Consider the following 22,961-nt stretch of genomic DNA (forward strand, 5'->3'; position numbering starts at 1 on the left):
AGGCGTCACCTGCGGGTGACCCGCACCTGGTGGTCGCCTTTCAGGTCCGCCCCGGCCACCGCGATCGTGATGCCCCGGCGCGGGTCCTTGAAGGTCTCGCCCGGTGTGAAGGCGGCGTCCGAGAGTTCGGCGTGGATGTTCGGGCTGCGGGTGCAGCCGCCGCTGTCCCGGCGGGAGTCGTAGACCGTCACCGGTCCCATCCCCGTGTCCACGTCCGCGTCGATCTTGTAGATCAGTACGCCCGGACGGCACACCACCTCGTCGTTGCCCTCGCGGGTGCGCAGCTCGACCGCGTAGCCGGACGTGCCGTCCAGCGGGACGACCACCAGCTTGTCGCCGCCCTTGCGGGCCAGTGGTGTCAGCTTGTACTCCGTCGTTCCCGGCGCCGACGCGCAGTGCACCTGGGTGCGGTCCAGCCAGCCCAGTTTCCACTTGTGCCAGCCGAGGAGGTCGTTGTTGGCGCCCCAGTCCTCGCTCATGATGTCCCAGTGGCCGACGGCTCCTCCGCCCTCCTGGGTGTAGAGGTCCGGGAGGCCGAAGACGTGGCCGTTCTCGTGGGGGAGTACCCGGTAGCCGGTGGCGTCGTAGGAGCCGGAGCCGTCGTCCTGGCGGGAGTAGACGAAGGACGCGTTGGACACCGGGACGCCGTCTGCGACCGAGGCCTCGGTGTTGCCGGCGAAGGTGACGGACAGGACCGTGTCCAGGGCGGAGGGGCCCGCGTTCGGTGTGACCAGCACGTTCAGAAGGTCGTACGCGCGGAAGTCGACCTTCGCGTCGGCCGCCCCGACCAGGTCCTCGACCAGTTTGCGGTAGCCGGGCTCGAAGGGCGCGCCGCGCTCTATGCCGTACTCGGCGAACGACTTCGGCATGCGCAGCCAGTCGCGGATCGGGGTCTCGGGGCGGTAGTCGAGGCGGCCGTAGGAACTGGTGCTGAACCATTCCTCGGTCTGCGGGAAGAACTCCGCGTAGCGGTCGAGCGCCTTGCCCTCGCCGGGCGCGTCCGAGAAGTCGATCATCAGGTTCAGGGCGCGGACGGTGCCGGTGGAGCGGGCGTAGCCGGCGGAGGTCGGGACGCCCTCGGACATCTGGATCTCGGGGCCGCCGCTGATCATGCAGGGGCCGTGCGCGGAGGAACGGGAGAGGACGGCCGGGCCCGGGCCCGCCGTCGTGGTGCCCGGCGCGAGCCGGCCGGTGCCCGCCGAGGTGCTGACGGCGAAGGTCACGACCGTGACGGTGGCGATCGCGGCCAGCCGGCGCGGGCGTATCCGGCGGCTCGGCGGCTGCGCCTGCGGCGGCTGCATGCGGACCTCCCGGACCACGGCAGCCGCCCGACACCGGCTGCACCCTTGCGTTCACCCTGTGCCGAGGGGGTCACGGGCGCGCGCTGGCGGAGCCGATCGTGGGTTTCTCGCCGGTAGCCCGCCGAGCGGGGGACGACGGTGAGGGACCCGGGAGGAGGGGAGGGGCGGTGGTGTTCCCGCGTGGACGTCCCCACCGAGGCGAGGGCGTGTGTGACGCGGGTCACCCGAATCTCTTCCGGTCTCGGAAATAACCGGGGATCCTTTCCCCGTTTAGCCCTGTGTCCGAGCGAAGCGGGGACTTCCTCCCCGGATCGCGAACCCAGTCCTCAGAGGAGTACGCCGTGCAGACCGCGACCCCCGAGCAGCACAGGGCGACCCGGCCCCGCGCCGACGCCCTGCGCAACCGGGAGCGGATCGTCACCGCCGCCCGGGAGATGTTCGTCGAGCACGGCCCGGACGTGCCGCTCGACGACATCGCCCGCCGGGCCGGCGTCGGCAACGCCACGGTGTACCGCAACTTCCCCGACCGCGACGCCCTCGTCCGCGAGGTCGTCTGCTCGGTCATGGACCGTACGGCACGGGCGGCGGAGCTCGCTCTCGCGGAGACCGGCGACGCCTTCGAGGCGTTGGAGCGCTTCGTGCACGTCTCCGCCGACGAGCGGATCAGCGCCCTGTGCCCCATGGTCTCCAGCACGTTCGACCAGTACCACCCCGACCTGGAGGCGGCGCGCGGGAGGGTCGAGCTGCTCGTCGCCGAGGTCATGGACCGGGCGAAGGCGGCCGGTCAGCTCCGTGACGACGTGGGCGTGGGCGATCTGATGACCGCCGCGGCCCAGCTCAGCCGGCCCCCGGCCGGTACGGGGTGTCTGAGCGCCGACCGGTTCGTCCACCGCCATCTGCAGCTGTTCCTGGACGGGCTGCGGGCTCCCGCCCGCTCCGCCCTGCCGGGCACGGCCGTGACCCTGGAGGACCTGCGCCGGCCCTGCGACCAGTAGTTCCGCGACTTCCGTCCGAGCAGTAGACCCGTCAGTTCCGTCAGTTCCGTCAGTTCCGTCAGTTCTGTGACTTCCGTCCGAGCAGTAGTTCCGTGGCTTTCGTCCGACCAGTAGTTCCGTTGGTTCCGTGACTTCTGTTCCATCGGCCGGTTCCGCGCTTTCCGTCCCACCGGCCGGCTCCGCGCTCTCCGCTCCACCGGCCGGTTCCGCGACTTCCGTACCACCAGTGGTTCCGCGAATCCCGACCGTCTGAACGCCGGACGGCGGCCGCTGTGGGCCGTCGTCGCGGGCCCGGTCGTCCAGTCGTCCCTTTACTCACCTTTTTTCCGTCACGAAGTCCCGAAGTGGGTACCCCCATGTCTGCAACAGCCGTCAAGGCTTCCGGCGCCCCAGGCGCCCCCGGCGTCCCCGACGCCGGCCGCTGGAAAGCGCTCGTCTTCATCGCGCTCGCCCAGCTGATGGTCGTCCTCGACTCCACCATCGTGAACATCGCCCTGCCCTCCGCCCAGCAGGACCTCGGCATCTCCGACGGCAACCGGCAGTGGGTCGTCACGGCCTACGCCCTCGCCTTCGGTGGCCTGCTGCTCTTCGGCGGGCGGATATCCGACCTGTGGGGCCGCAAGCGCACCTTCGTCCTCGGGCTGGCCGGATTCGCAGCCGCCTCCGCGCTCGGCGGTGCGGCCACCAACGAGGCGATGATGTTCGGCTCCCGCGCCCTCCAGGGCGTCTTCGGTGCCCTGCTCGCGCCCGCCGCGCTCTCCCTGCTCGCCGTGATGTTCACGGACGGCAAGGAGCGCGCCAAGGCCTTCGGCATCTACGGTGCGATCGCCGGTGGCGGCGCCGCCGTGGGCCTGATCCTCGGCGGTTTCCTCACCGAGTACCTGAACTGGCGCTGGACGTTCTTCGTCAACATCCCGTTCGCGGTCGTCGCCGCGGCCGGTGCGTACCTCTTCGTCCGCGAGCCGCAGGGCGGCCGCAACCGCTCGCCGCTCGACATCCCCGGCGTGGTCCTGTCCACCCTCGGTCTGGTCGCGCTCGTCTACGGCTTCACCCGCGCCGAGTCCGAGGGCTGGAGCGACGCGGTGACGGTCGGCATGTTCGTCGGTGCCGCCGTGCTGCTCGTCGCCTTCGTGCTGGTCGAGTCGAGGGTCAAGGCCCCGCTGCTGCCGCTGCGCGTGGTGACCGAGCGCAACCGGGGCGGGATCTACCTCTCGCTGGGCCTGGCGATCATCGCGATGTTCGGCCTGTTCCTCTTCCTGACCTACTACCTGCAGATCGTGCAGGGCTACTCTCCGGTGAAGACCGGGTTCGCCTTCCTGCCGATGGTCGTGGGCATGGTCACGGGCTCCACGCAGATCGGCACCCGGCTGATGACCCGGGTCGCGCCCCGGCTGCTGATGGGTCCCGGCTTCCTGGTCGCCGCCGTCGGCATGCTGCTGCTGACCCAGCTGGAGCTCAACACCTCCTACGCGGCCGTGCTGCTGCCCGGCATGCTCCTGCTCGGTCTCGGCATGGGTACGGCGTTCATGCCGGCCATGTCCCTGGCCACCATGGGCGTGGAGCCGCGGGACTCCGGTGTCGCCTCCGCGATGGTCAACACCTCGCAGCAGGTGGGCGGCGCGATCGGTACGGCGCTGCTGAACACGATCGCCGCCTCGGCCACCACGTCCTACATCGCCGACAACATCGGTGGCGCGGCCACCCGGTCCCAGCAGCAGCTGGTGCAGCTGGAGGGGCAGGTGGAGGGCTACACCAGCGCCATCTGGTTCGCCGTCGGCATCCTGGTCGCGGCGGCCGTGATCGCCCTGACCTTCGTCAACGCCGGCCGCCCGGGCGGCAACGCCGTCACGGGTTCCGGCTCCGGGGCGGGTGACGCGGTCGAGGGCGAGCTGCCGGTGCCGGTCGTCGCCCACTGACGACGACGGACTCGGTGCCCCTTCGGGCCCTGTGGTTCCACAGTTCCCTCGAGTTCCACCCGTGCGCGGGGGAAGGGACGCCCCTCACGTACGGTTCCCAGGACCTGCCCCGGCCGCGCGCTCAGCGCAGCCAGGGCAGGTCCGCACCCGCTTCGCTCGGCTGAAGTCCCTCGGCGACGATCCGCGTGATCTCGCCGAGGGACTTCTGCTGTTCGGGCGTGAGCCGGTCGAACACGGCCTGACGTACGGCGTTCACATGGCCCGGCGCGGTCCGGCTCAGCACCTCGTACCCCTCGTCCGTGAGGATGGCGAACTGGCCGCGCTTGTCGGAGGGGCAGTCCTCCCGGCGGACCCAGCCGTTCTTCTCCAGGCGGGCGACGGCGTGCGAGAGGCGGGAGCGGGTGATCTTCGCGTACCGGGCCAGCTCCGTCATCCGCAGCCGCCGCCGCGGTGACTCCGCGAGCTTGACCAGCAGGCCGTAGTAGACGTGCGGCATGCCCGCGTCGCGCTGGAGCTGACGGTCGAGATGGTCCTCGAGAAGGGTGGCGGCCTCGATGTAGGAGCGCCAGACGCGCTGTTCCTCGTCGGTGAGCCAGCGGGGCTCGTCGGCGGGGGCCGGGGCGGGGGCCGGGACGGGTCCCGGGGTGGGAGCCGGGTTGGGTGCCGTGTTCATGTATCCATCGTACGGAACCACTGCTTGAAACTTAAACAAAGGGAGCGTAGGTTCGGGGAAGAGAGAGATTGAGAGTTCAAGTAGCTCAAGTACCGGGAGTCGCCCTCATGTCCGTCGCCACTCAGGAGCGCATGCCCGCCCTCTATCTCAGCCACGGCGCCCCGCCCCTCGCCGACGACCCCGTCTGGCCCGGCGAACTCGCCGCGTGGGCCGCCGCCCTCCCGCGCCCCAAGGCGATCCTCGTCGTCTCCGCCCACTGGGAGGAGGCCCCGCTCGCCCTCGGTGCCACCCGGACCGTCCCCCTGGTCTACGACTTCTGGGGCTTCCCGGAGCACTACTACCAGGTGCGTTACGAGGCTCCCGGCGCCCCAGCGCTCGCCGAGTCCGTACGCAAGCTGCTGCGCGCCCCCGGTACGCCCGTGCAGGACGTCCCCGACCGCGGCCTCGACCACGGCGCGTACGTGCCGCTCGTCGAGATGTACCCCGGCGCCGACATCCCGGTCCTCCAGGTCTCCATGCCGACCCTCGACCCGGCACGGCTCATGGAGACCGGCCGCAGGCTCGCGCCGCTGCGCGACGAAGGGGTGCTGATCATCGGCTCCGGCTTCTTCACCCACAACCTCGCCGCGCTGCGCCGGAGCGGCGTCCCCGCCTGGTCCGCGGAGTTCGACGACTGGGGCCGGCGCGCGCTGGAGGCCGGTGACGTGGACGGGCTGCTCGACTTCGCCCACAAGTCCCCGGCGGGCCTGCTCGCCCACCCGCGCACCGAGCACTTCGCCCCGCTGTTCGTGACCATGGGGGCGGCGGACGCGGCCGGCGAGCTCGACTCGCGGAAGTCCGTGATCGACGGGTTCTGGATGGGGCTGGCCAAGCGGTCGGTGCAGTTCGGCTGACCGGGCACGGGACGGCGGCAGCGGGACGGAATACGGGCGGGGTGGGAACTGCTTGTGGGAACGGCTTGTTTCCGGGGTGGCACTACCGGGCCGCCTCCCGCTGGAGCGGCTTCTCGTACCAGGCCACGTCCCAGTACCGGCCGAATTTGCGGCCCACCTCGCGGTACGTGCCGACGTACCGGAAGCCGAAGCGTTCGTGCAGCCGGGTGGAGGCCTCGTTGGGCTGCGCGATGCCCGCGTAGGCGCGGTGCAGGTCCTCGCCCGCCAGGGCCTCGAAGAGGGCCGTGTAGAGCAGTGTGCCGATGCCGCGACGGCCGGCGTGCGGGGCGACGTAGACGGTGGTCTCCACCGAGGTCCCGTACGCGGGCTTCGCCCGATAGGGGCTGGATGTGGCGTACCCCAGGATCTCCTGTGAGTCCGCGTCCGTGGCAACCCTCAGCCGGTACGGACCGTCTTCAGGGTGGGAGAGCAGCCAAGGGCGGCGCTCTTCCGGGGTGAAGGGGTTGGTGTCGAACGTGACGGGCGTCTCACGGACGTAGTGGTTGTAGAGGTCGGTGAGGGCCTTGAGGTCCTCCTCGATTCCCGGTCTGACCTGGACCTCCGTACGCCCCGACCGCATCACGCCTCCCCCTGTGGCGGCACAGGGTACTGCATGATCAGAAAAATCGGGGGGCGGGTTGGGAATTCTGTCCGGATTCCAGTCGTTGTTTCCATCGGATGCAGGGCACCCGAGGAGAGTCCCGACAGAGGCCGGAGACCGGATCCGAGACCGGAGGACAACCCCACACGGCGCCGAGTGTCCACAGAACCACCTGGACCACCCGCTGAACCACCATCGCAAGGGAGCACGCATGGCAACCCGTGCCGTCGCCCGTCGTAAGTCCGCCACCGGCGGGACCTCCGACGCGGCAACCAGCGTCCGCGCCAACGGCGGCGAGCTCGCCGACCGCGATCTGGTCGGCATGTACCTCGACGAGATCGCGCGGACACCCCTGCTCGACGCCGCCAAGGAGGTCGAGCTGTCCCAGACCATCGAGGCGGGTGTCTTCGCGCGGCAGGTCCTCGAAGGCTACGAGGAGACCGGGGCGGATGCCACCCGGGAGGAGCTCCGCGCCCTGATCGAGGAGAGCGAGCGGGCGAAGGACGTCTTCATCCGTTCCAACCTGCGGCTGGTCGTCGCGGTCGCCCGCCGTTACCCCCGCAGCGGTCTGCCGCTTCTCGACCTCATTCAGGAGGGCAACGCCGGCCTGGTCCGCGCGGTCGAGAAGTTCGACTACCGCAAGGGCTTCAAGTTCTCGACGTACGCGACCTGGTGGATCCGTCAGGCCATCACCCGGTCCATCGCCGACCAGTCGCGCACCATCCGGCTGCCCGTCCACCTGGTGGAGGAGCTGGGCCGGATCCGGCGCGTCCAGCGCGAGTTCAACCGCGAGCACGGCCGCGAGCCGGAGCCCGCCGAGATCGCCGCCGAGCTCGGTTCCACGCCGGAGCGCGTCACCGACGTACTCGACTGGGCCCGCGACCCCGTCTCGCTGAACATGGCGGTGGACGACGAGGGCGAGACCCAGTTCGGCGACCTGCTCGAGGACACCTCCGCCGTGTCGCCCGAGCAGTCGGTGATGACGCTGCTGCGCAGCGAGGAGCTCGACGACCTCATCGGCCGCCTCGACCCGCGCACGGCCTCCATCATCAAGATGCGGTACGGCATCGACGACGGCCGCGAGCGTACGCTGACGGAGGTCGGCAAGGAGCACGGCCTCACGCGCGAGCGCATCCGGCAGATCGAGAAGCACGCGCTGCTGGAGCTGAAGAAGCTGGCCCGCGACACCGGCTTCGAGGCGGCGGCGTAAAGGCGGTCGCCGCGCGCCGCGGCGGGCGGCGGCCAAGGACGGCGCGAGGGTGACGGCGTGGCGCGGACGCGATGCGGCGGTGCTGTCACCGGCGGCGTGGTGTGATGCGGGGGCGTGACGTGACGCGTGGGGCGTACGCCGGTGGCCGAACCCCGCGCAAACATGGCCGTGTAACGCTGCTTCAACCGGCGGAGGCCGGGAAATAGAACTCCGGGCCCCGCGCTTCCCAGCAGTCCGGGCCCGGGGCGGCGGCCCGGACCGGGCCTCTCCGCCACTTCGGACCACGTCCCGACGCACTCCCCCCGGCGCCGGGACCTTCCCGAGCCGGGCTCGGCGCCTCTCCCCCCGGGGCGCCGGGTCCGGCTCCTTCCGTTGGGGGGCGCGGACCGGCCACGGCGCGGAGAACGGGTGGGGGAGCGTGGAGCGGGCAGGCAGGGGAGGCGGGGCACCCCGAACCTGAACCCCGGGGTGGCCCGCCGAATGGCAGATTCTGCCACAGCGGCATAGCCTGCCGAAGTGAGCAGCACGATCCCCACGCCATCGGCGAACCACCCGCCTTCCCCCTCGTCGGCGGGCACGACCCCTACGGCCCTTTCCTCGTCGGCGGGCACGACCCCTACGGCCCCTTCCTCGTCGGCGGGCACGACCCCTACGACCCTTTCCTCGTCGGCGGGCACGACCCCTACGGCCCCTTCCTCGTCGGCGGGCATCGCCTCTTCGTCGGCGGCGTCCCCCGCGCCCGGGCCGGCGCCCGTCTCCCTGATCGAGCGGCGCAAGGCCGCGACCCGGATGGAGATCGCCCGCGCGGCGGCCCGCCTCTTCGTGAACCAGGGGCTGCGGGCCACCCGGGCCGAGGACATCGCCCGGGCCGCCGGCGTCGCGCCGCGCACCTTCTACCGCTACTTCGCGACCAAGGAGGAGGCCGTCGCCCCGCTCTACGCCCTGGGCGCCGAGCGCTGGGCGCAGGCGGTGCGCGAGGCCCCGGCGGAGCTGTCCCCGCCCGAGGCCCTGGAACACGCCGTACGGCACACGCTGACGCCGGGCGCCGGGGTCTCGGCGCCGTCCTGGGAGTGGGCCCGGACCCTCATCCGGCTGGCCGAGAGCAGCCCGGCGTTGCGGAAGGTGTGGGCGGAGGTCTGCCGGACGGCGGAGCGGGGGCTCGTGAAGGCGCTGGCCGCCCGGATGGCTCAGGGTGACGACAACGTTGCCGCGCGACTGGAGCGCTCTCCCGCCACGCACTTCGCGGCTGCCGTCGCGGGCGCGGCGGTGCGGGTGGCGGTGGAGTACTGGGCGGCCTCCGCCCAGGGTCTCTCCGCCGAGAGCCTCTCGGCGGAGCCCTCCCGGGGGGAGGGGGTCGTGTCGTCCGAGGGCTCCTCGCCCGCGACTCTCCCGCCCGGGGGCTACTCGGCCGACGGGGCGCGGAGTCCGCTGGAGTTGGCGCTGCGGAATCTCGAGGCGGTGCGGGGAGTCGACTGGGACGGTGCTCGTACGAGGTAGTCCGCGAGGGTGGACGGCGGACGGAGCCGTCATTCGCCCCCCGACGCCCTCACCAGCCTTCCTCCCAAGCCCCGTACGCACTCCACCAGTTCCGCCGGCTCCCGTACCCGGAACTCCACCCCCAGCATCGCGAGACGTACCGCCATCCACTCCACCGCGTCGGACACGGTCGCCCGCAGGACGCACGACGCGCCGCCGTCCGCCGACTCCGGGGTCCCGAGCCACTGCGGGATCCGTGCCGCGACGACCTCGGCCGGCGCGTCGAAGGCGACCACGATCTCGTACGAGTCGCCGTGCCGCCGCATCGAGCGCCGCAGGTACTCCGCCGCGCTCCCGGTCGGCAGCTCCCGCGGCGCGAACCGGGCGCCCGTGGCGAACGGTTCGCTCACCCGGTCGACCCGGAAGGTCCGCCAGTCGTCCCGGTCCAGGTCGTAGGCGACCAGGTACCAGCGGCGGCCCGTCGACACCAGCCGGTACGGCTCCGTCACGCGCCGCGACTCGGTGCCGTCCCCCGCGCGGTAGGCGAACCGCAGCCGCTCCCGTCCGGCCACCGTCGAGGCCATGACGGTCAGTGTCTCGGGCGCGATGCTCGGCCCGTCCCCGCTGGTGAGCGGTGTCGTCGCGGCCTGGAGCGTGGCGACGCGGTGGCGCAGGCGGCCCGGCAGCACCTGCTCCAGCTTGGCCAGTGCCCGTACCGAGGCCTCGTCCACCCCCTCCACCGCGTGCCCGGCGCCGGCGCGCAGCCCGACCGCGATGGCCACGGCCTCCTCGTCGTCGAGGACAAGCGGTGGCATCGCCTTGCCGGCCACCAGCCGGTAGCCGCCGTCGGAGCCCATGCTCGCCTGCACGGGGTAGCCCAGTTCGCGCAGCCGGTCGATGTCCCGCCGGACCGTGCGGCGGGAGACCCCGAGCCGGTCGGCGAGCTCGCCGCCGGGCCATTCGCGGGGCGTCTGGAGGAGGGAGAGGAGCGTCAGGAGCCGGGCCGGAGTGTCCGTCGTCATGGCTCCGAGGATGCCGCACCTCTAGGACGTGAACTGTCCTACTGGGGTCGTAGTTTCCTTCCATGACCTCAACGCATATCCCGGGGCCCGCTCCCGCCCAGCCCGTCGCAGGCGACCGGCGTCGCTGGTTCGCGCTCGCGATCGTGATGACCGCGGCCTTCATGGACCTGGTCGACGTCACCATCGTCAACATCGCGATCCCGTCGATCCGGGAGAACGAGGGTGCCACCTACAGCCAGATCCAGTGGATCACCGCCGGTTACGCCCTCGCCTTCGCCGCCGGTCTGATCACCGGCGGACGGCTCGGCGACATCCACGGCCGCAAGCGGGTGTTCCTCATCGGCGTCGGCGGCTTCACCATGGCGTCCGCGCTGTGCGGCTTCGCCGTGAACCCGGAGATGCTGGTCGCCTCCCGCCTTCTCCAGGGCGCCATGGCGGCGCTGATGGTGCCGCAGGTGCTGTCGATCGTGCACGCCACCTTCCCGGCGCACGAACGCGGCAAGGTGTTCGGGCTGTTCGGCGCGATCGTGGGGCTGGGGGCCGTCTCCGGTCCGCTGCTGGGCGCGCTGCTCACCGAGTGGAACCTCTTCGGGCTCGAGTGGCGGCCCATCTTCCTCATCAACCTGCCGGTCGGCGTCGCCGGTCTGATCCTCGGCAGCCGCTACATCACGGAGTCCAAGGCGCCGCGTGCCCTCAAGCTGGACCTGGTCGGGGTCGCCCTGGTCACCCTGGGACTGCTGATGCTGGTCTACCCGCTCACCCAGGGCCGCGAGCTGGACTGGCCGCTGTGGGGGTACCTGTCGATGGCAGGCGCGTTCGTGGTCCTCGCGGTGCTGGTGGCGTACGAGAGGCGGAAGGCGGCGCGGGACGGTTCGCCGCTGGTCGAACTGTCGCTGTTCAAGGTGAAGAGCTTCGCGGCCGGTATCGCCGTGCAGACCGTCTTCGGGATCGCGCTCGGTATCTTCTTCCTGGTGTGGACGCTGTACATGCAGGTGGGGCTCGGCTGGAGCGAGCTGCGGGCCGGGCTGACCGGCGTTCCGTTCTCGATCGCCGTCTCCGTGGCGGCCGGGGTGTCGGTGCAGAAGCTCGTCCCGCGCTTCGGACGCAAGGTGCTCCAGGCGGGCGCGTTGGTCATGGCGGCCGGAGTGCTGCTCTACATCTGGGAGTCCGAGCGGTACGGACTCGGCATCACCTCCTGGCAGATGGCGCTGCCGCTCGTCGTGATGGGCGTCGGCATGGGGCTGATCGTCGCGCCGCTGACGGACGCGGTGCTGTCCCAGGTGCCGCGCGAGCACGCCGGAGCGGCGTCCGGGCTCATCAACACCGTGCAGCAGATGGGCAACGCGCTGGGGCTGGGACTGGTCTCGGTGGTCTTCTTCGGCACCATGAGCGACCACCTGGCTCCGGCCCGCGTCGGCCCGGCGTACGCCGACGCCTTCCAGAACGCGCTGGGCTGGGTGGCCGGGGTGCTGGCCGTCATCTTCCTGCTGATGTTCGCGCTGCCCAAGCGGCCGGCCCAGCACGTGGAAGGGGCCCAGGAGGAGGAGCGGACGCAGGAGAAGGAGCCCGCGCTGGTCTGAGGCCACCGCGCTTCGGTCACCGCGCTTCGGGCAGGGCGGGGGACGGGCGGGGCAGGACAGAGGACGGGCGGGGCAGGACAGAGGACGGGCGGGCAGGGCAGAGGACGGGCAGGACAGGGGCGGGTCCGGTACTTCGGTGCCGGGCCCGCCCCTTTTCGTGTCCCGCCTGGTGAGCCTGAGCCAGGGGTGCTGCCAGGGGTGCTGCCAGGGGTGCCGCCAGGGGAGGAGTGCCCGTTCATGCCCGAGTGAGTCCGTTCGTTTCTGTTTCCTGTTTACATTGCGGAATAGCGGGCGTAGCCTCCGGGTGAAACCACAGGTTCGGGCACAGGCGGAGGCGAACGGTCATGTACGCACCGGAGCGGCAACAGGAGATCCTCCGGCTCGCCCGGGACGGCGGCCGGGTCGACGTGGTGTCGCTGGCCGAGGAGTTCCAGGTGACGGCGGAGACCATCCGCCGCGACCTGAAGGCACTCGACCGCGCCGGGCTGCTGCGCCGCGTGCACGGCGGCGCGATCCCCGCCGGGCGGCTCGACTTCGAGCCGGACCTCGCCGAGCGCGAGTCCACGGCCGCCGACGAGAAGGACCGGATCGCCAAGGCGGCCCTGGCGGAACTGCCGGCCGAGGGCACGGTGATCCTCGACGCCGGTTCGACGGTGGCCCGCATGGCCGCCGCGCTCCCGCCGGAGGCGTCGCTCACCGTCGTCACCCACAGCCTGCCCATCGCGGCCCGCCTCGCCGACCACCCCGGCATCCAGCTCCACCTGGTCGGAGGGCGCGTGCGGCACCGTACGCGCGCCGCCGTGGACGCCTGGGCGCTGCGCGCGTACGGCGAGATCCGCGCCGACGTGCTGGTGGTGGCGGCCAACGGTTTCTCCGTGGAGCACGGTCTGACCACCCCCGACCTCGCCGAGGCCGCCGTCAAGCGCGCCGCGGTGGCCGCCGCCCGCCGCGTGGTGCTGCTCGCCGACTCCTCCAAGCACGGCCAGGAGCACTTCGCCCGCTTCGGCGCCCTGAGCGATGTGGACCTGCTGATCACCGACAGCGGGATGAGCCCCGAAGACGCCACCGCCATCGAGCGCGCCGGCACGGAAGTAGTACGCGCATGATCCTCACCGTCACCCCCAACCCGTCCCTGGACCGCACCTACGAGGTCCCCTCCCTCGACCGCGGCGAGGTCGTCCGCGCCACGGGCGAGCGCGTGGACCCGGGCGGCAAGGGCGTGAACGTCTCGCGCGCGGTGACGGCGGCCGGCCGGCGCACCGTCGCGGTCCTGCCGCTCGGCGGCCCGTCCGGCGCGCTCGTCACCGAGCTGCTCGACGCCCAGGGCATCGAGGTCGCGCCGGTGCCGATCGCCGGGGTCACCCGGGCCAACATCGCGCTCGCCGAGGCGGACGGTGTCCTGACGAAGATCAACGCCCCGGGGCCCGAACTGTCGGCGGCCGAGCGTGAGCTGCTCCTGGAGACCGTACGGCGCCAGTCGCCCGGCGCGGACTGGATCGCCTGCTGCGGCAGCCTGCCCCGCGGACTCGCCCCCTCCTGGTACGCCGACCTGGTCGCCCGGGCACACACGGCGGGCGTCCGCATCGCCCTGGACACCTCCGGGCCCGCCCTGCTCCGGGCGCTGCGTGAACGGCCCGACGTGGTCAAGCCGAACGCCGGGGAGCTGGCGGAGGCCGTCGGGCGTCCCCTGGCCACCGTGGGCGACGCCGTGAAGGCCGCCGAGGAGCTGCGGGAGCTGGGCGCCCGGTCCGTGCTCGCCAGCCTGGGCGCCGACGGACAGCTGCTCGTGGCCGACGAGGGCACCTGGTTCGGCAGCGCCCGGGTGGACGCCGTACGCAGCAACGTCGGTGCCGGGGATGCGTCGCTCGCCGGATTCCTCGTCGCCGGGGGCGCGGGGCCGGGCGCCCTCGCCTCCGCCGTCGCGCACGGCGCCGCCGCCGTCCAGTTGCCCGGCAGCGTGATGCCGACGCCGGTCGACCTGGATCCGGGCGCGGTGACGGTCACGGCGGAAGTGCCGGTGGACCGCGCTCTGAAGGAGCCGGCCTCATGAACTCCCACTCCGGCTCCCACCCCGACCGCCTCCCCGGCCTACTCCCCGGTTTCCTCCTCAACTCCCGCCCCGTCCCGGACCCCCGCGGCCCGGGCCCACGCCCCCACCGCAGTGCCCCCGTCCCCCTCTCCGCCCTCGCCCACCACCCCACGTTCCGGGCGATACGCGAGCTAAGGAGCCCGCGATGAGCGACATGATCACCGCGGATCTGGTCGACCTCGACCTGTCCGCCGACACCAAGGAAGCGGCGGCGCGCGCCCTCGCCGAGCGGATGGTGGCCCAGGGCCGGGTGACCGACCTGGAGGGCTTCCTCGCCGACGTGGCCGCCCGTGAGGCGCAGATGCCGACCGGCCTCGACGGCGGCATCGGCATCCCGCACTGCCGCAGCGAGCACGTCACCGAGCCGACGCTGGCCTTCGGGCGCAGCGCGGACGGCATCGACTTCGGAGCGGCGGACGGTCCGGCCGACCTGATCTTCCTGATCGCCGCTCCGGCGGGCGCCGACGACGCCCACCTGACGATCCTCTCCTCACTCGCCCGGCAGCTGATGAACGCCGAGTTCACGACCGCGCTGCGGTCGGTGGGTGACGCGACCGCCGCCGCCGCGCTGATCCGCGGAGAGCGGCCGACCGGCTCCGAGGGTGCCTCCGCAGGTGCCTTCGAAGGCGCCGGGGACTCCGTGGCGGTCTCGGCGGCGGCCTCCGCCGAGGCCGCCACGGCCGGCACCGACGGGGCGGATGGCACCGACGGGGCCGCTGACACCGACAGGACGGCCGGCACCGACAGGGCGGAGGAGCCCGGGGAGCACGGGAAGTCCGGTGAGCCCGGGCGTCCCTTCCGTATCGTCGCCGTCACCTCCTGCCCCACCGGCATCGCGCACACCTACATGGCGGCCGAGTCGCTGGAGAACGCGGGACGCGAGTCGGGCGTCGAGGTCGTCGTCGAGACGCAGGGCTCGGCCGGCTTCACCCGGCTGGACCCGGCGGTGATCGAGGCGGCGGACGGTGTGATCTTCGCCCATGACGTGCCCGTACGCGACAAGGACCGCTTCGCCGGGAAGCCCACCGTCGACACCGGCGTCAAGGCGGCCATCAACCGGCCCGGCGAGCTGATCGACGAGGTCCGAGGGAAGGCGGCACGCGGCGAGGTCACGGCGGCCGGTTCGAACGGTTCGGCCGGTGCCGACGGTACGACGCCCGTCGAGCGCGGCGGCGGATCCGGCGAGGGCTACGGGACGAAGCTGCGCGTCTGGCTGATGTCCGGCGTCAGCTACATGGTGCCGTTCGTCGCCGCGGGCGGTCTGCTGATCGCCCTGGGCTTCGCCATCGGCGGCTACGAGATCAACGAGGCGCCGTCGGTGATGGACCACTTCGTGTGGTCGCAGGCGGACAGCTGGGCGGCGCTGCTGTACCAGATCGGCGGCGTGGCCTTCGCCTTCCTCGTCCCGGTGCTGGCCGGTTACATCGCCTACGGCATGGCCGACCGACCGGGCCTGGTCCCCGGGTTCGTGGGCGGTTCGATCGCCCTGACCATCAACGCCGGGTTCCTCGGAGGTCTGGCGGCCGGTCTGATCTCCGGTGCCGTGGTGATGGCGATCCAGCGGGTACGCATCCCGGCGGCCCTGCGCGGCATCATGCCCGTGGTGGTGATCCCGCTGATCTCCGCGGCGATCGTCGGGTTCCTGATGTTCGTGGTGATCGGCAAGCCCATCGCGTCCGCGCAGACGGCGATGACCGACTGGCTGAGCGACCTGTCCGGTGCCAACGCCGTCCTGCTCGGCGCCCTGCTCGGCCTGATGATGTGCTTCGACCTGGGCGGCCCGGTCAACAAGGTCGCCTACGCCTTCGCCACCGCCGGCATAGCCGTCTCCGACCCGAGCGACTCGGCGATGAAGATCATGGCGACGGTCATGGCGGCCGGCATGGTCCCGCCGCTGGCGATGGCCCTGGCCACGACCGTGCGCGGCAAGCTCTTCAACGCCGCCGAGCGCGAGAACGGCAAGGCCGCCTGGGTGCTGGGCGCCTCCTTCATCACCGAGGGCGCGATCCCGTTCGCCGCGGCCGACCCGCTGCGGGTCATCCCGTCCTCGATGGTGGGCGGCGCCGTCACCGGCGCTCTGTCCATGGCCTTCGGCGCCACCCTGCGCGCCCCGCACGGCGGCATCTTCGTGGTCCCGCTGATCGGCAACCCGCTGCTCTACCTGGTCGCCGTCGCGGCCGGTGTCTGCGTCACCACGGCCCTGGTGATCGTCCTCAAGGGGCTGCGCAGGCCGACGCCGGGAGCGGTGGTCCCGGGCTCCGGCGGCGCGGACCCGACCGCCTCGACACCGGGGGCGAAGCAGCCGGTGGCCGCCGCCTGAGGGGCGCCCGACGTCGGGCGACGTCGGTGATTCACGGGCCGGGTCCGCGAGGGACCCGGCCCGGCGGCGTCCGTACCGCGTGCCCGCGCCGGCGGGTGCGCTAGGAGACCTGTGCCGCGCGCCGCTCCATCGCGCGGCGGGCGGTGTCCTCACTCTCGTAGACCTCGCACATGTGCCGCCCGTCGGGCGTCGCCGTGTGCTCGACCTCCCAGAGGGAGACCTCCGCACCGTCCCGCAGCAGGAACGCGTGCTCGTAGAGCGAGAAACCGATCCGGGCGCGGCCCGCGCGTCCGGGGCCGCCGAAGGCCTGGGTGATCTGGTGCGCGGACGCCGTCGTCAGCCGGGCGGCGAGGTCACCGCCGGGCCGGTCCGGGTTCTCCGCGCGGCGCAGCAGCCGGCGGGCGTGGTCCGCCGAGGCGTCGGGGACGTAGGCGTGGCGCGGGGCGGGGACGGGGGAGAGCTGTACCTGCACGGGCAGTTCGAAGTCGGGTGTGTCCGGCGGCAGCGCCAGCCGTGCGGTGGCGGTGCGCAGTTCCTCCTCGTCGACGTACACCTCGCGCTGCGGTTCGCTGCCCGGGGCGGTGTTGTGGACCAGCTCCCAGAGCGTGAGCGCCGAGCCGTCGGCGAGCAGCCAGGTGTGCCGGTACGTCTCGCGGTGCAGCCCCGCGCTGTGGTGCGCGGAGTGCAGCGAACCGTCGTGCGCCAGCGCGCAGTCCAGCTGCCGTAAAGTCTCGTCGGGCAGCTCGAACGAGTTCAGTGCGCGACCGAGCAGTCGCATGAGGTGCTCCTCCGGAGACTCGGGCGACTCGGGTGGTTCGTACGCTGCCGTCTCGTACGGAACGCTCAAGGTTTCTCCCGGCGTTGCTGCATGTCACCTTGTGGGTGCATACCGTAGCCCCTCGGTCGGACATCGTGTCCGGGAACCGAGAAAACGTACGCACGAAAAACGGCGGGGCCGCGCGAGAAGTTCCCGCGCGACCCGACGAACCGTCAAAAAACGCTGCTCAGGGCGGTGTCAGACCGCGCTTCCGGCAGTCCACTCGTTCCACGCCATGTTCCAGCCGTTGAGGCCGTTGTCCGGCGTGATCGTGCCGTCCGGGGAGTTCTTGACCGTCACGACGTCCCCGATGAGCGAGTTGTCGTAGAACCACTTGCCGTCGGTGGCGCCCTGGCCGCCCTGCACGTCCCGCAGCCCGACGCAGCCGTGGCTGGTGCCCTGGACGCCGAAGGGAGGGTTGCCCGGGTTGTACCAGTAGTTGCCGTGGATGAAGGTACCGGAGGTGCTCAGCCGCATCGCGTGCGGCACGTCCGGGATGTCGTACTCGCCGCCGAACCCGACCGTCGAACCGTCCATGTGCGTCTGCAGGGACTTCTCCGAGATCACCATCTGTCCGTTGTACGTCGGATTCTCGGCGCTGCCCGCCGAGATGGGGATCGACTTGAGCGTCTCGCCGTCGCGCACGACCGTCATGGTCTGGGTGTCCGCGTCCACCGTGGAGACCTGCGCCCTCCCCACGGTGAAGGTGACGGTCTTCTTCTGCACGCCGTACACGTCGTTCGCGCCCTCCACTCCGTCCAGGTCGATCTTCATCGTGACCTTGGAGCCGGCCTTCCAGTACTCCTCGGGCCGGAAGTCGAGCCGCTGCGAGCCGAACCAGTGCCCGACCACCTTCTGCCCGCTGCTGGAGGTGACCGTGATGTGCGACTGCACGCTCTTCTTGTCGCTGATCGCCTTGTCGAACGTGAATGACACCGGCATCCCCACCCCCACCGTGGTGCCGCCGTCCGGGGCGTACGTGCCGATGAAGCTGTTGGCCGTGGAGACGGTGGTGAAGACCGAGTCGGCGGCGGACGTGCGGCCGTCGGCGTCCTTCGCGGTCGCCGTGATCCGGTACTTCGTGCCGCGCTCCAGCTGCTCCTTGGGCTTCCAGCCCGAGCCGTCGGCGGTGATCGTGCCCGGCACGACCGCGCCCGTCTCCGGCAACGTCATCTTCACGTCCGTCAGTCTGCCGTCGCTGACCTTCACACCGGTCGCGTTGATCGAGGCGCCGGTCGATCCGTCCTTCGCCGAGATCACGACCTCCGCGACCGAGGTCCTGGCGGAGTCCGTGTCGCCGCCCTTGCCGTCCTTGCGGGCGTCGGCGCTGGCGCTTCCGCCGCAGGCGGTGAGGGTGAGGGTGCCGATGGCCAGGGCGGCAACGGCCCCCAGTACGCGCCGCGATGCTATGACCGGGGTTGTCACGGGCTGCTCCAGGTTCGGTTGTTGTGCGGGGTTCTCGCTCAGTCCTGTAGAGGTGATCGGCGGCCGACGAGGTTCCCGCCGCCCGCCCGGAACGCCGGCACGTGACAGAACCGGGACAATCACCCGTCGCGACGCCCGTGCGCCCGTGCGTCCGGGGCGCCCGTGCGTCCGGGGCGCCCGTGCGTCCGGGGCGCCCGTGCGTCCGGGACGGCCGTGCGTCCGGGGCGCCCGTGCGTCCGGGACGGCCGTCCGCTCGTGTGCGGCCCTGTGCGTGTACCGGCCTGTTCGGGACAGTCACGGTTGTCGTCCTGGCGTCCTGTCGTCCTGCCCGCCTGTCGTCGTGCCGGCCCCTCGGTGGCGGCCGGTGGTGTCGCTCGGACTCGGTCAAACGGCCCTGGACGGGCTTCCGTAGAGCTCCTCGTACGACGGCCATGCCCCGCCGGGTCCGTCCACCGGACCGGCGGCCCGGACGGCTCGCACGATCGCGCGCGTCACCATGTCCGCGCCCGCCGCCAGCACCTCGTTCAGCGCGAGCGGCTGCTCGGCGTCGAGGGGACGCTCCCCGGTCGCCAGGGTGAACACCGTGTCCCCGTCGCTGAGCAGGTGCACCGGCCGTACGGCACGCGCGATGCCGTCGTGCGCCGTGCCGGCCAGCTTCTGCGCCTGGGCCTTGGAGAGGTCCGCGTCGGTGGCGACCACGGCGAGCGTGGTGTTCAGCGGGGGCGGTGCGTTCCTCGCCGCGACCTCGGCGAGTCGCCGCCCCGCCGCTTCGTGGACGCCCGGCGCCGGGTACTCGACCCGCCCGCCCCGGAACAACTCCCCGTACAGCACCCCCGTTTCCGGATCCGTCACCGATCCCGCCGCGTTCGCCACCACCAGCGCCGCCACCGTGATTCCCGAGTCCAGCACGGTGCTCGCGCTGCCGATCCCGCCCTTCAGCGTGCCGACCACGGCTCCCGTGCCCGCCCCGACACACCCCTCGGCCATTCCCGCGCCCGGCGTACTCGCGTGGGCCGCCTCGGCCGCCGCCCGTCCGGTGTCCGCGTCCGGCCTGGCCCGGAAGTCGCCCCCGCGCCCGAGGTCGAAGACGCAGGCCGCCGGCACCACCGGCACCACGTGCGCGGGGTCCGGGCCGACGCGTACCCCTCGCCCCCGCTCCTCCAGCCAGGCCATCACCCCGGACGCCGCGTCGAGCCCGTACGCGCTGCCGCCGGTCAGCACCACCGCCTGGACCTTCCGCACCAGGTTGCGCGGATCGAGGGCGTCCGTCTCCTTGGTTCCGGGGCCGCCGCCGCGTACATCCACGGCGGCGACCGCCCCGTCCTCCGGCGCCAGCACCACCGTCGTGCCCGTCAGCCACCCGTCGCCGGTGCGTGTCGCATGCCCCACCAGCACACCGGCGACGTCCGTCAATGCGTCAACTGTCATACCGCCAGTCTCGTCCAGGCACCGGCGCCCACGTCGCCCACGTCGCCCGACGGCGGCATCGGGCGGCGGGCGCCGCAGGGCCCCGCTCCCGCACGCTTCGGCACGCTTCGGGCGGGACGGGCCGTACCCTGGAGCCATGAGCACCACCCCCGCCCCCGAGCCCCGCGCACCCCGGCCCGCGCTGGTCTTCGACGACCCGCTGGACCAGCAGACCTCGGACGACACCGACCGAGGATGGGGCGACCGGCCCGCGGGCGACAGTGCCGCCGACCTGAAGCGCTTCCTCGACGAGAAGCCGCCCCACCACCTGTGAGCCGTGCGGGCAGTGGCCGCCGCCGGGCAGTTGCCGTCGCGATCCGGCCTATGGACGGCCCGACGGGTCGTCCTGGGGACGGTCGTGGCCCGAACCGCGCTGCGCCACCAGCGCGTCGCGGATCTCCTTGAGCACCTCCAGCTCGGAGACCTCGACGATCTCCCGTGTGCTCTCCTTCGCCTTGCGACGGGCCTCCTGCCGGGCCAGGTACTTCGCCATGGGCAGCACCATGAGGAAGTAGACGACGGCCGCGGTGATCAGGAACGTGAGGGTGGCGCCCAGCACCGAGCCCCACAGGATCCGCACCCCCGTCGCGCTGTCGCCGGTCCCGGTGCACGGGCCCTTGAGGCAGGAACTGTAGCTGTCCAGGCTCTGGGTGCCGAACGCGCCGATCAGGGGGTTGATGACCCCCTTCACCACCGAGTTGACGATGTTGGTGAAGGCGGCGCCGATGACGACCGCCACCGCCAGGTCGATGACGTTCCCACGCATCAGGAAGGCCTTGAAACCCTGCCAGACGCTCGGCTCGTTCTTCTCGCTCACCTCGGGGGCTCTCCTCATGTGCACAGGTCGCGGGAGACCAGGTCTCGCACGGACGGGGTGTGGAACAAAACGCTCCGCAACCTACGTCAGCGCTGGGCCGTCCTGTCCAATCAGGTCCCTCCAACGAGCGACTCGACGGGCTCAGCACAGCGTCACCGCCAGCCGCGACGCGGCTCCCGCGCCGATCAGCCGGTGTGCGGTGGCGCGCGGCACCGAGACCACCACCAGCGCCCCGTCCGCCGCCGTCCCGTCCACGGGCTCCGGCACCTCCGTCACCCGCACTCCGCGCGCGATCACGGACGCGTCGCCCGCGCCGCCGTCCCCGGCCGACACGACGTCGACCCGGTCGCCCGGCCTGAGCAGCCGCACCGTGGCCGCGTCGGCGATCCGTACCGGCGCCGACACGAGTCGTACGCCCTGCCGCTTGCGCACCGGCTCGGTCACCGGATGCCCGCGTGGCCGCTGGGCGTCCTGCCCGCCGGCCCCCGGGTGCGGGCCCGCCGCCACCAGCGCCGCGGCGGTGACGGCGAGCCCGACGGCAACGGCACGCCGCCGGTGGCGTACGAGCCGGTGCAGCTGGTGACGCCCGCCGCGCACCCGGACCGGGTCGAAGTGCGGCACCTCGCAGGTGGGAGGAGCGTCGGTGCCGGGCGGCAGCGGAGAGGGAAGGGCGGAACGGGGCACGGTGACCACCACCTGTGACGGGGAGACGAGCGATCGGCTTGCGTTCCCACGATGAGGCCTCTCGCAGCCGCCCGCCGGAGCCCGTGCGTCACCGACCGGTTGTGGAAAACCCGGTCACCCGAAGGGGAAGCTCCAGCCCCCGACCGGCCCTGCTGCGGCAACCGGCCCTGCTGCGGCAACCGGCCCTACTGCGGCCACCGACTCTCACGGCGGCAACCGTCCCTACGGCAGCAACCGCCCCTTACGGCAGCGCGATCCCCGGATCCATCCCGCCCAGCGCCGCCCCGCACGGGCAGTCCCGCTCCCCGTCCGCCGGCAACGCGGCCAGCGCGTCGAACAGGACGCCCCGCAGCCGGTCCACGTTCGCCGCGAACACCCGCAGCACCTCCTCGTGCGAGACGCCCTCGCCGCTCTCCGCGCCGGCGTCGAGGTCGGTGACGAGGGTCAGCGACGTGTAGCAGAGCTCCAGTTCACGCGCGAGCGCCGCCTCGGGGTGGCCGGTCATGCCCACCACCGACCAGCCCTGCGCCCGGTGCCACAAGGACTCCGCGCGGGTCCCGAAGCGCGGTCCCTCGACCACGACCAGGGTGCCGCCGTCCACCGGCTCCCAGTCCCGGCCGCGCGCCGCCTTCAGCGCGGCGGCCCGTCCGGTGCGGCAGTACGGGTCGGCCAGCGACACGTGCACCACGTTGGGCACCGTGCCGTCGGGCGTCGGCATCCCGTCGAAGTACGTCGACGGCCGGGACTTCGTACGGTCGACGAACTGGTCCGGCACCAGCAGCGTGCCCGGCCCGTACTCGGGGCGCAGACCGCCGACCGCGCACGGGCCGAGGACCTGGCGCACGCCGACCGAGCGAAGCGCCCACAGGTTGGCCCGGTAGTTGATCCGGTGCGGCGGCAGATGGTGGCCGCGTCCGTGCCGGGGGAGGAAGGCGACCCGCCGGCCGGCGACCTCGCCGAGGAAGAGGGAGTCGCTGGGCGGCCCGTACGGGGTGTCCACCTCGACCTCGGTCACGTCGTCGAGGAACGAGTAGAAACCGGAGCCGCCGATCACGCCGATCCCGGCAGTCACCTTGTTCGCCATGTTCGCCATGCCCGCACCCTAACCGCCCCGGAAAACACCGAGGACCCCGTCGTCGGACGACGACAGGGTCTCGTAAGAAGCCTTGTACGGCCGAGGAAACCACCCAGCCCGGGAACCTCGCGGCTCAGGGAACCTCGCCGCCGAGGCAAGCCCTACGCGGCGGTGGTGCTGGAGGAGGAGCTGCCGGAACCCGACGACGAGGACGACGACGCCGACGAGGACGACGAACCGCCCGAGTCCGAGGACGACGACGAAGAGGACGTCGACGCTGACGACGACGACTTCGCCGGCGAGCTGCTCGACGAGCTGCCGCGGCTGTCGTTGCGGTAGAAACCGGAGCCCTTGAAGACAATGCCGACCGCCGAGAACACCTTCTTCAGGCGGCCCTGGCAGTTCGGGCACTCGGTCAGGGCGTCGTCGGTGAACTTCTGCACCGCCTCGAGGCCCTCGCCGCACTCGGTGCACTGGTACTGGTACGTCGGCACTTGTCTTCCTCCTGGCACTCTCACTCGATGAGTGCTAACGACGGTCCATAGTGACGTATTCCGCGGG

General features: G+C 72.2%; 21 protein-coding genes. 10 read left to right on the top strand and 11 right to left on the bottom strand.

Annotation, left to right across the window (positions count from 1 at the left end):
* Positions 1–5: 5 nt before the first annotated feature.
* Positions 6–1,301 (bottom strand): M6 family metalloprotease domain-containing protein, encoded by a 1,296-nt coding sequence (locus ACH4NX_RS16520; RefSeq protein ID WP_398127596.1) that lies wholly within the window; start codon positions 1,299–1,301, stop codon positions 6–8.
* A gap of 341 nt (positions 1,302–1,642) precedes the next feature.
* Between ACH4NX_RS16520 and ACH4NX_RS16525 the strand changes: the two genes are divergently transcribed.
* Together ACH4NX_RS16525 and ACH4NX_RS16530 are read left to right on the top strand one after the other, a co-directional pair.
* The gene (locus ACH4NX_RS16525; RefSeq protein WP_351389040.1) at positions 1,643–2,296 is read left to right on the top strand and encodes a helix-turn-helix domain-containing protein; all 654 of its coding nucleotides are present in this window, start codon (positions 1,643–1,645) and stop codon (positions 2,294–2,296) included.
* 356 nt (positions 2,297–2,652) lie between these two features.
* On the top strand, positions 2,653–4,212 hold the full coding sequence (locus tag ACH4NX_RS16530; RefSeq protein ID WP_351389037.1) for an MFS transporter: 1,560 nt from the start codon (positions 2,653–2,655) through the stop codon (positions 4,210–4,212).
* A 121-nt stretch (positions 4,213–4,333) separates the two neighbouring features.
* Here the strand turns inward: ACH4NX_RS16530 and ACH4NX_RS16535 are convergent, their stop codons facing one another.
* Positions 4,334–4,885, bottom strand: coding sequence for a MarR family winged helix-turn-helix transcriptional regulator (locus tag ACH4NX_RS16535; RefSeq protein ID WP_398127597.1), 552 nt, complete (start codon positions 4,883–4,885; stop codon positions 4,334–4,336).
* A gap of 131 nt (positions 4,886–5,016) precedes the next feature.
* Between ACH4NX_RS16535 and ACH4NX_RS16540 the strand changes: the two genes are divergently transcribed.
* On the top strand, positions 5,017–5,778 hold the full coding sequence (locus tag ACH4NX_RS16540; protein ID WP_398127673.1) for a dioxygenase: 762 nt from the start codon (positions 5,017–5,019) through the stop codon (positions 5,776–5,778).
* Between the two features lie 82 nt (positions 5,779–5,860).
* Here the strand turns inward: ACH4NX_RS16540 and ACH4NX_RS16545 are convergent, their stop codons facing one another.
* On the bottom strand, positions 5,861–6,397 hold the full coding sequence (locus ACH4NX_RS16545) for an N-acetyltransferase family protein (RefSeq protein WP_351389031.1): 537 nt from the start codon (positions 6,395–6,397) through the stop codon (positions 5,861–5,863).
* A gap of 232 nt (positions 6,398–6,629) precedes the next feature.
* Between ACH4NX_RS16545 and ACH4NX_RS16550 the strand changes: the two genes are divergently transcribed.
* Positions 6,630–7,628, top strand: a complete 999-nt coding sequence (locus tag ACH4NX_RS16550; RefSeq protein ID WP_351389028.1) for a sigma-70 family RNA polymerase sigma factor — start codon at positions 6,630–6,632, stop codon at positions 7,626–7,628.
* A 789-nt stretch (positions 7,629–8,417) separates the two neighbouring features.
* The gene (locus tag ACH4NX_RS16555; RefSeq protein ID WP_398127598.1) at positions 8,418–9,125 is read left to right on the top strand and encodes a TetR/AcrR family transcriptional regulator; all 708 of its coding nucleotides are present in this window, start codon (positions 8,418–8,420) and stop codon (positions 9,123–9,125) included.
* A gap of 29 nt (positions 9,126–9,154) precedes the next feature.
* Here the strand turns inward: ACH4NX_RS16555 and ACH4NX_RS16560 are convergent, their stop codons facing one another.
* Complete coding sequence (locus ACH4NX_RS16560) at positions 9,155–10,126, bottom strand: YafY family protein (RefSeq protein WP_351389025.1); 972 nt, start codon at positions 10,124–10,126, stop codon at positions 9,155–9,157.
* Positions 10,127–10,188: 62 nt separating this feature from the next.
* Here ACH4NX_RS16560 and ACH4NX_RS16565 point away from each other — a divergent pair, with 62 nt between their 5' ends.
* From ACH4NX_RS16565 to ACH4NX_RS16580, 4 genes are all read left to right on the top strand, one after another.
* Complete coding sequence (locus tag ACH4NX_RS16565) at positions 10,189–11,706, top strand: MFS transporter (protein WP_351389023.1); 1,518 nt, start codon at positions 10,189–10,191, stop codon at positions 11,704–11,706.
* 344 nt (positions 11,707–12,050) lie between these two features.
* Positions 12,051–12,812 carry a DeoR/GlpR family DNA-binding transcription regulator gene (locus ACH4NX_RS16570; protein ID WP_351389021.1) on the top strand — a complete coding sequence of 254 codons (762 nt, stop codon included), beginning with the start codon at positions 12,051–12,053 and terminating at the stop codon, positions 12,810–12,812.
* A complete protein-coding gene (pfkB, locus tag ACH4NX_RS16575; protein ID WP_351389019.1) occupies positions 12,809–13,756 on the top strand; it encodes a 1-phosphofructokinase in 948 nt (315 codons plus the stop codon). The genes ACH4NX_RS16570 and pfkB overlap by 4 nt, the downstream gene beginning before the upstream one ends.
* Before the next feature lie 184 nt (positions 13,757–13,940).
* Positions 13,941–16,115 (top strand): fructose-specific PTS transporter subunit EIIC, encoded by a 2,175-nt coding sequence (locus tag ACH4NX_RS16580; RefSeq protein ID WP_398127599.1) that lies wholly within the window; start codon positions 13,941–13,943, stop codon positions 16,113–16,115.
* 100 nt (positions 16,116–16,215) lie between these two features.
* On the opposite strand, the gene ACH4NX_RS16585 is transcribed toward ACH4NX_RS16580, so the two are convergent.
* The 3 genes from ACH4NX_RS16585 to ACH4NX_RS16595 form a co-directional block, all read right to left on the bottom strand.
* Complete coding sequence (locus tag ACH4NX_RS16585; RefSeq protein WP_351389015.1) at positions 16,216–16,962, bottom strand: DUF6227 family protein; 747 nt, start codon at positions 16,960–16,962, stop codon at positions 16,216–16,218.
* A 168-nt stretch (positions 16,963–17,130) separates the two neighbouring features.
* Positions 17,131–18,357, bottom strand: a complete 1,227-nt coding sequence (locus tag ACH4NX_RS16590; protein ID WP_398127600.1) for an Ig-like domain-containing protein — start codon at positions 18,355–18,357, stop codon at positions 17,131–17,133.
* 384 nt (positions 18,358–18,741) lie between these two features.
* Positions 18,742–19,785 (bottom strand): P1 family peptidase, encoded by a 1,044-nt coding sequence (locus ACH4NX_RS16595; protein ID WP_398127601.1) that lies wholly within the window; start codon positions 19,783–19,785, stop codon positions 18,742–18,744.
* A gap of 136 nt (positions 19,786–19,921) precedes the next feature.
* On the opposite strand from ACH4NX_RS16595, the gene ACH4NX_RS16600 reads away from it, so the two are divergent.
* The gene (locus ACH4NX_RS16600; RefSeq protein WP_351389009.1) at positions 19,922–20,098 is read left to right on the top strand and encodes a hypothetical protein; all 177 of its coding nucleotides are present in this window, start codon (positions 19,922–19,924) and stop codon (positions 20,096–20,098) included.
* A 48-nt stretch (positions 20,099–20,146) separates the two neighbouring features.
* Here ACH4NX_RS16600 and mscL read toward each other — a convergent pair whose 3' ends face one another.
* From mscL to ACH4NX_RS16620, 4 genes are all read right to left on the bottom strand, one after another.
* Positions 20,147–20,641: a large conductance mechanosensitive channel protein MscL gene (gene mscL / locus ACH4NX_RS16605; RefSeq protein WP_351389007.1), complete on the bottom strand. Its 495-nt coding sequence runs from the start codon at positions 20,639–20,641 to the stop codon at positions 20,147–20,149.
* Between the two features lie 141 nt (positions 20,642–20,782).
* Positions 20,783–21,262, bottom strand: a complete 480-nt coding sequence (locus ACH4NX_RS16610) for a hypothetical protein (protein ID WP_351389388.1) — start codon at positions 21,260–21,262, stop codon at positions 20,783–20,785.
* Between the two features lie 304 nt (positions 21,263–21,566).
* Complete coding sequence (locus ACH4NX_RS16615; RefSeq protein ID WP_398127674.1) at positions 21,567–22,409, bottom strand: S-methyl-5'-thioadenosine phosphorylase; 843 nt, start codon at positions 22,407–22,409, stop codon at positions 21,567–21,569.
* 152 nt (positions 22,410–22,561) lie between these two features.
* On the bottom strand, positions 22,562–22,894 hold the full coding sequence (locus ACH4NX_RS16620; RefSeq protein WP_398127602.1) for an FmdB family zinc ribbon protein: 333 nt from the start codon (positions 22,892–22,894) through the stop codon (positions 22,562–22,564).
* Positions 22,895–22,961 lie beyond the last annotated feature (67 nt).

Source organism: Streptomyces sp. NPDC017225 (assembly GCF_044331465.1).
GTDB lineage: Bacteria > Actinomycetota > Actinomycetes > Streptomycetales > Streptomycetaceae > Streptomyces.

What these genes read in the sequence shown, in the direction of transcription:
- ACH4NX_RS16520 (WP_398127596.1), bottom strand. Translation starts at nt 1,301, where the DNA reads ATGCAGCCGCCGCAGGCGCAGCCGCCGAGCCGCCGGATACGCCCGCGC.
- ACH4NX_RS16530 (WP_351389037.1), top strand. Translation starts at nt 2,653, where the DNA reads ATGTCTGCAACAGCCGTCAAGGCTTCCGGCGCCCCAGGCGCCCCCGGC.
- ACH4NX_RS16535 (WP_398127597.1), bottom strand. Translation starts at nt 4,885, where the DNA reads ATGAACACGGCACCCAACCCGGCTCCCACCCCGGGACCCGTCCCGGCC.
- ACH4NX_RS16540 (WP_398127673.1), top strand. Translation starts at nt 5,017, where the DNA reads ATGCCCGCCCTCTATCTCAGCCACGGCGCCCCGCCCCTCGCCGACGAC.
- ACH4NX_RS16545 (WP_351389031.1), bottom strand. Translation starts at nt 6,397, where the DNA reads ATGCGGTCGGGGCGTACGGAGGTCCAGGTCAGACCGGGAATCGAGGAG.
- ACH4NX_RS16550 (WP_351389028.1), top strand. Translation starts at nt 6,630, where the DNA reads ATGGCAACCCGTGCCGTCGCCCGTCGTAAGTCCGCCACCGGCGGGACC.
- ACH4NX_RS16555 (WP_398127598.1), top strand. Translation starts at nt 8,418, where the DNA reads ATGGAGATCGCCCGCGCGGCGGCCCGCCTCTTCGTGAACCAGGGGCTG.
- ACH4NX_RS16560 (WP_351389025.1), bottom strand. Translation starts at nt 10,126, where the DNA reads ATGACGACGGACACTCCGGCCCGGCTCCTGACGCTCCTCTCCCTCCTC.
- ACH4NX_RS16565 (WP_351389023.1), top strand. Translation starts at nt 10,189, where the DNA reads ATGACCTCAACGCATATCCCGGGGCCCGCTCCCGCCCAGCCCGTCGCA.
- ACH4NX_RS16570 (WP_351389021.1), top strand. Translation starts at nt 12,051, where the DNA reads ATGTACGCACCGGAGCGGCAACAGGAGATCCTCCGGCTCGCCCGGGAC.
- pfkB (WP_351389019.1), top strand. Translation starts at nt 12,809, where the DNA reads ATGATCCTCACCGTCACCCCCAACCCGTCCCTGGACCGCACCTACGAG.
- ACH4NX_RS16580 (WP_398127599.1), top strand. Translation starts at nt 13,941, where the DNA reads ATGAGCGACATGATCACCGCGGATCTGGTCGACCTCGACCTGTCCGCC.
- ACH4NX_RS16595 (WP_398127601.1), bottom strand. Translation starts at nt 19,785, where the DNA reads ATGACAGTTGACGCATTGACGGACGTCGCCGGTGTGCTGGTGGGGCAT.
- ACH4NX_RS16600 (WP_351389009.1), top strand. Translation starts at nt 19,922, where the DNA reads ATGAGCACCACCCCCGCCCCCGAGCCCCGCGCACCCCGGCCCGCGCTG.
- ACH4NX_RS16615 (WP_398127674.1), bottom strand. Translation starts at nt 22,409, where the DNA reads ATGGCGAACAAGGTGACTGCCGGGATCGGCGTGATCGGCGGCTCCGGT.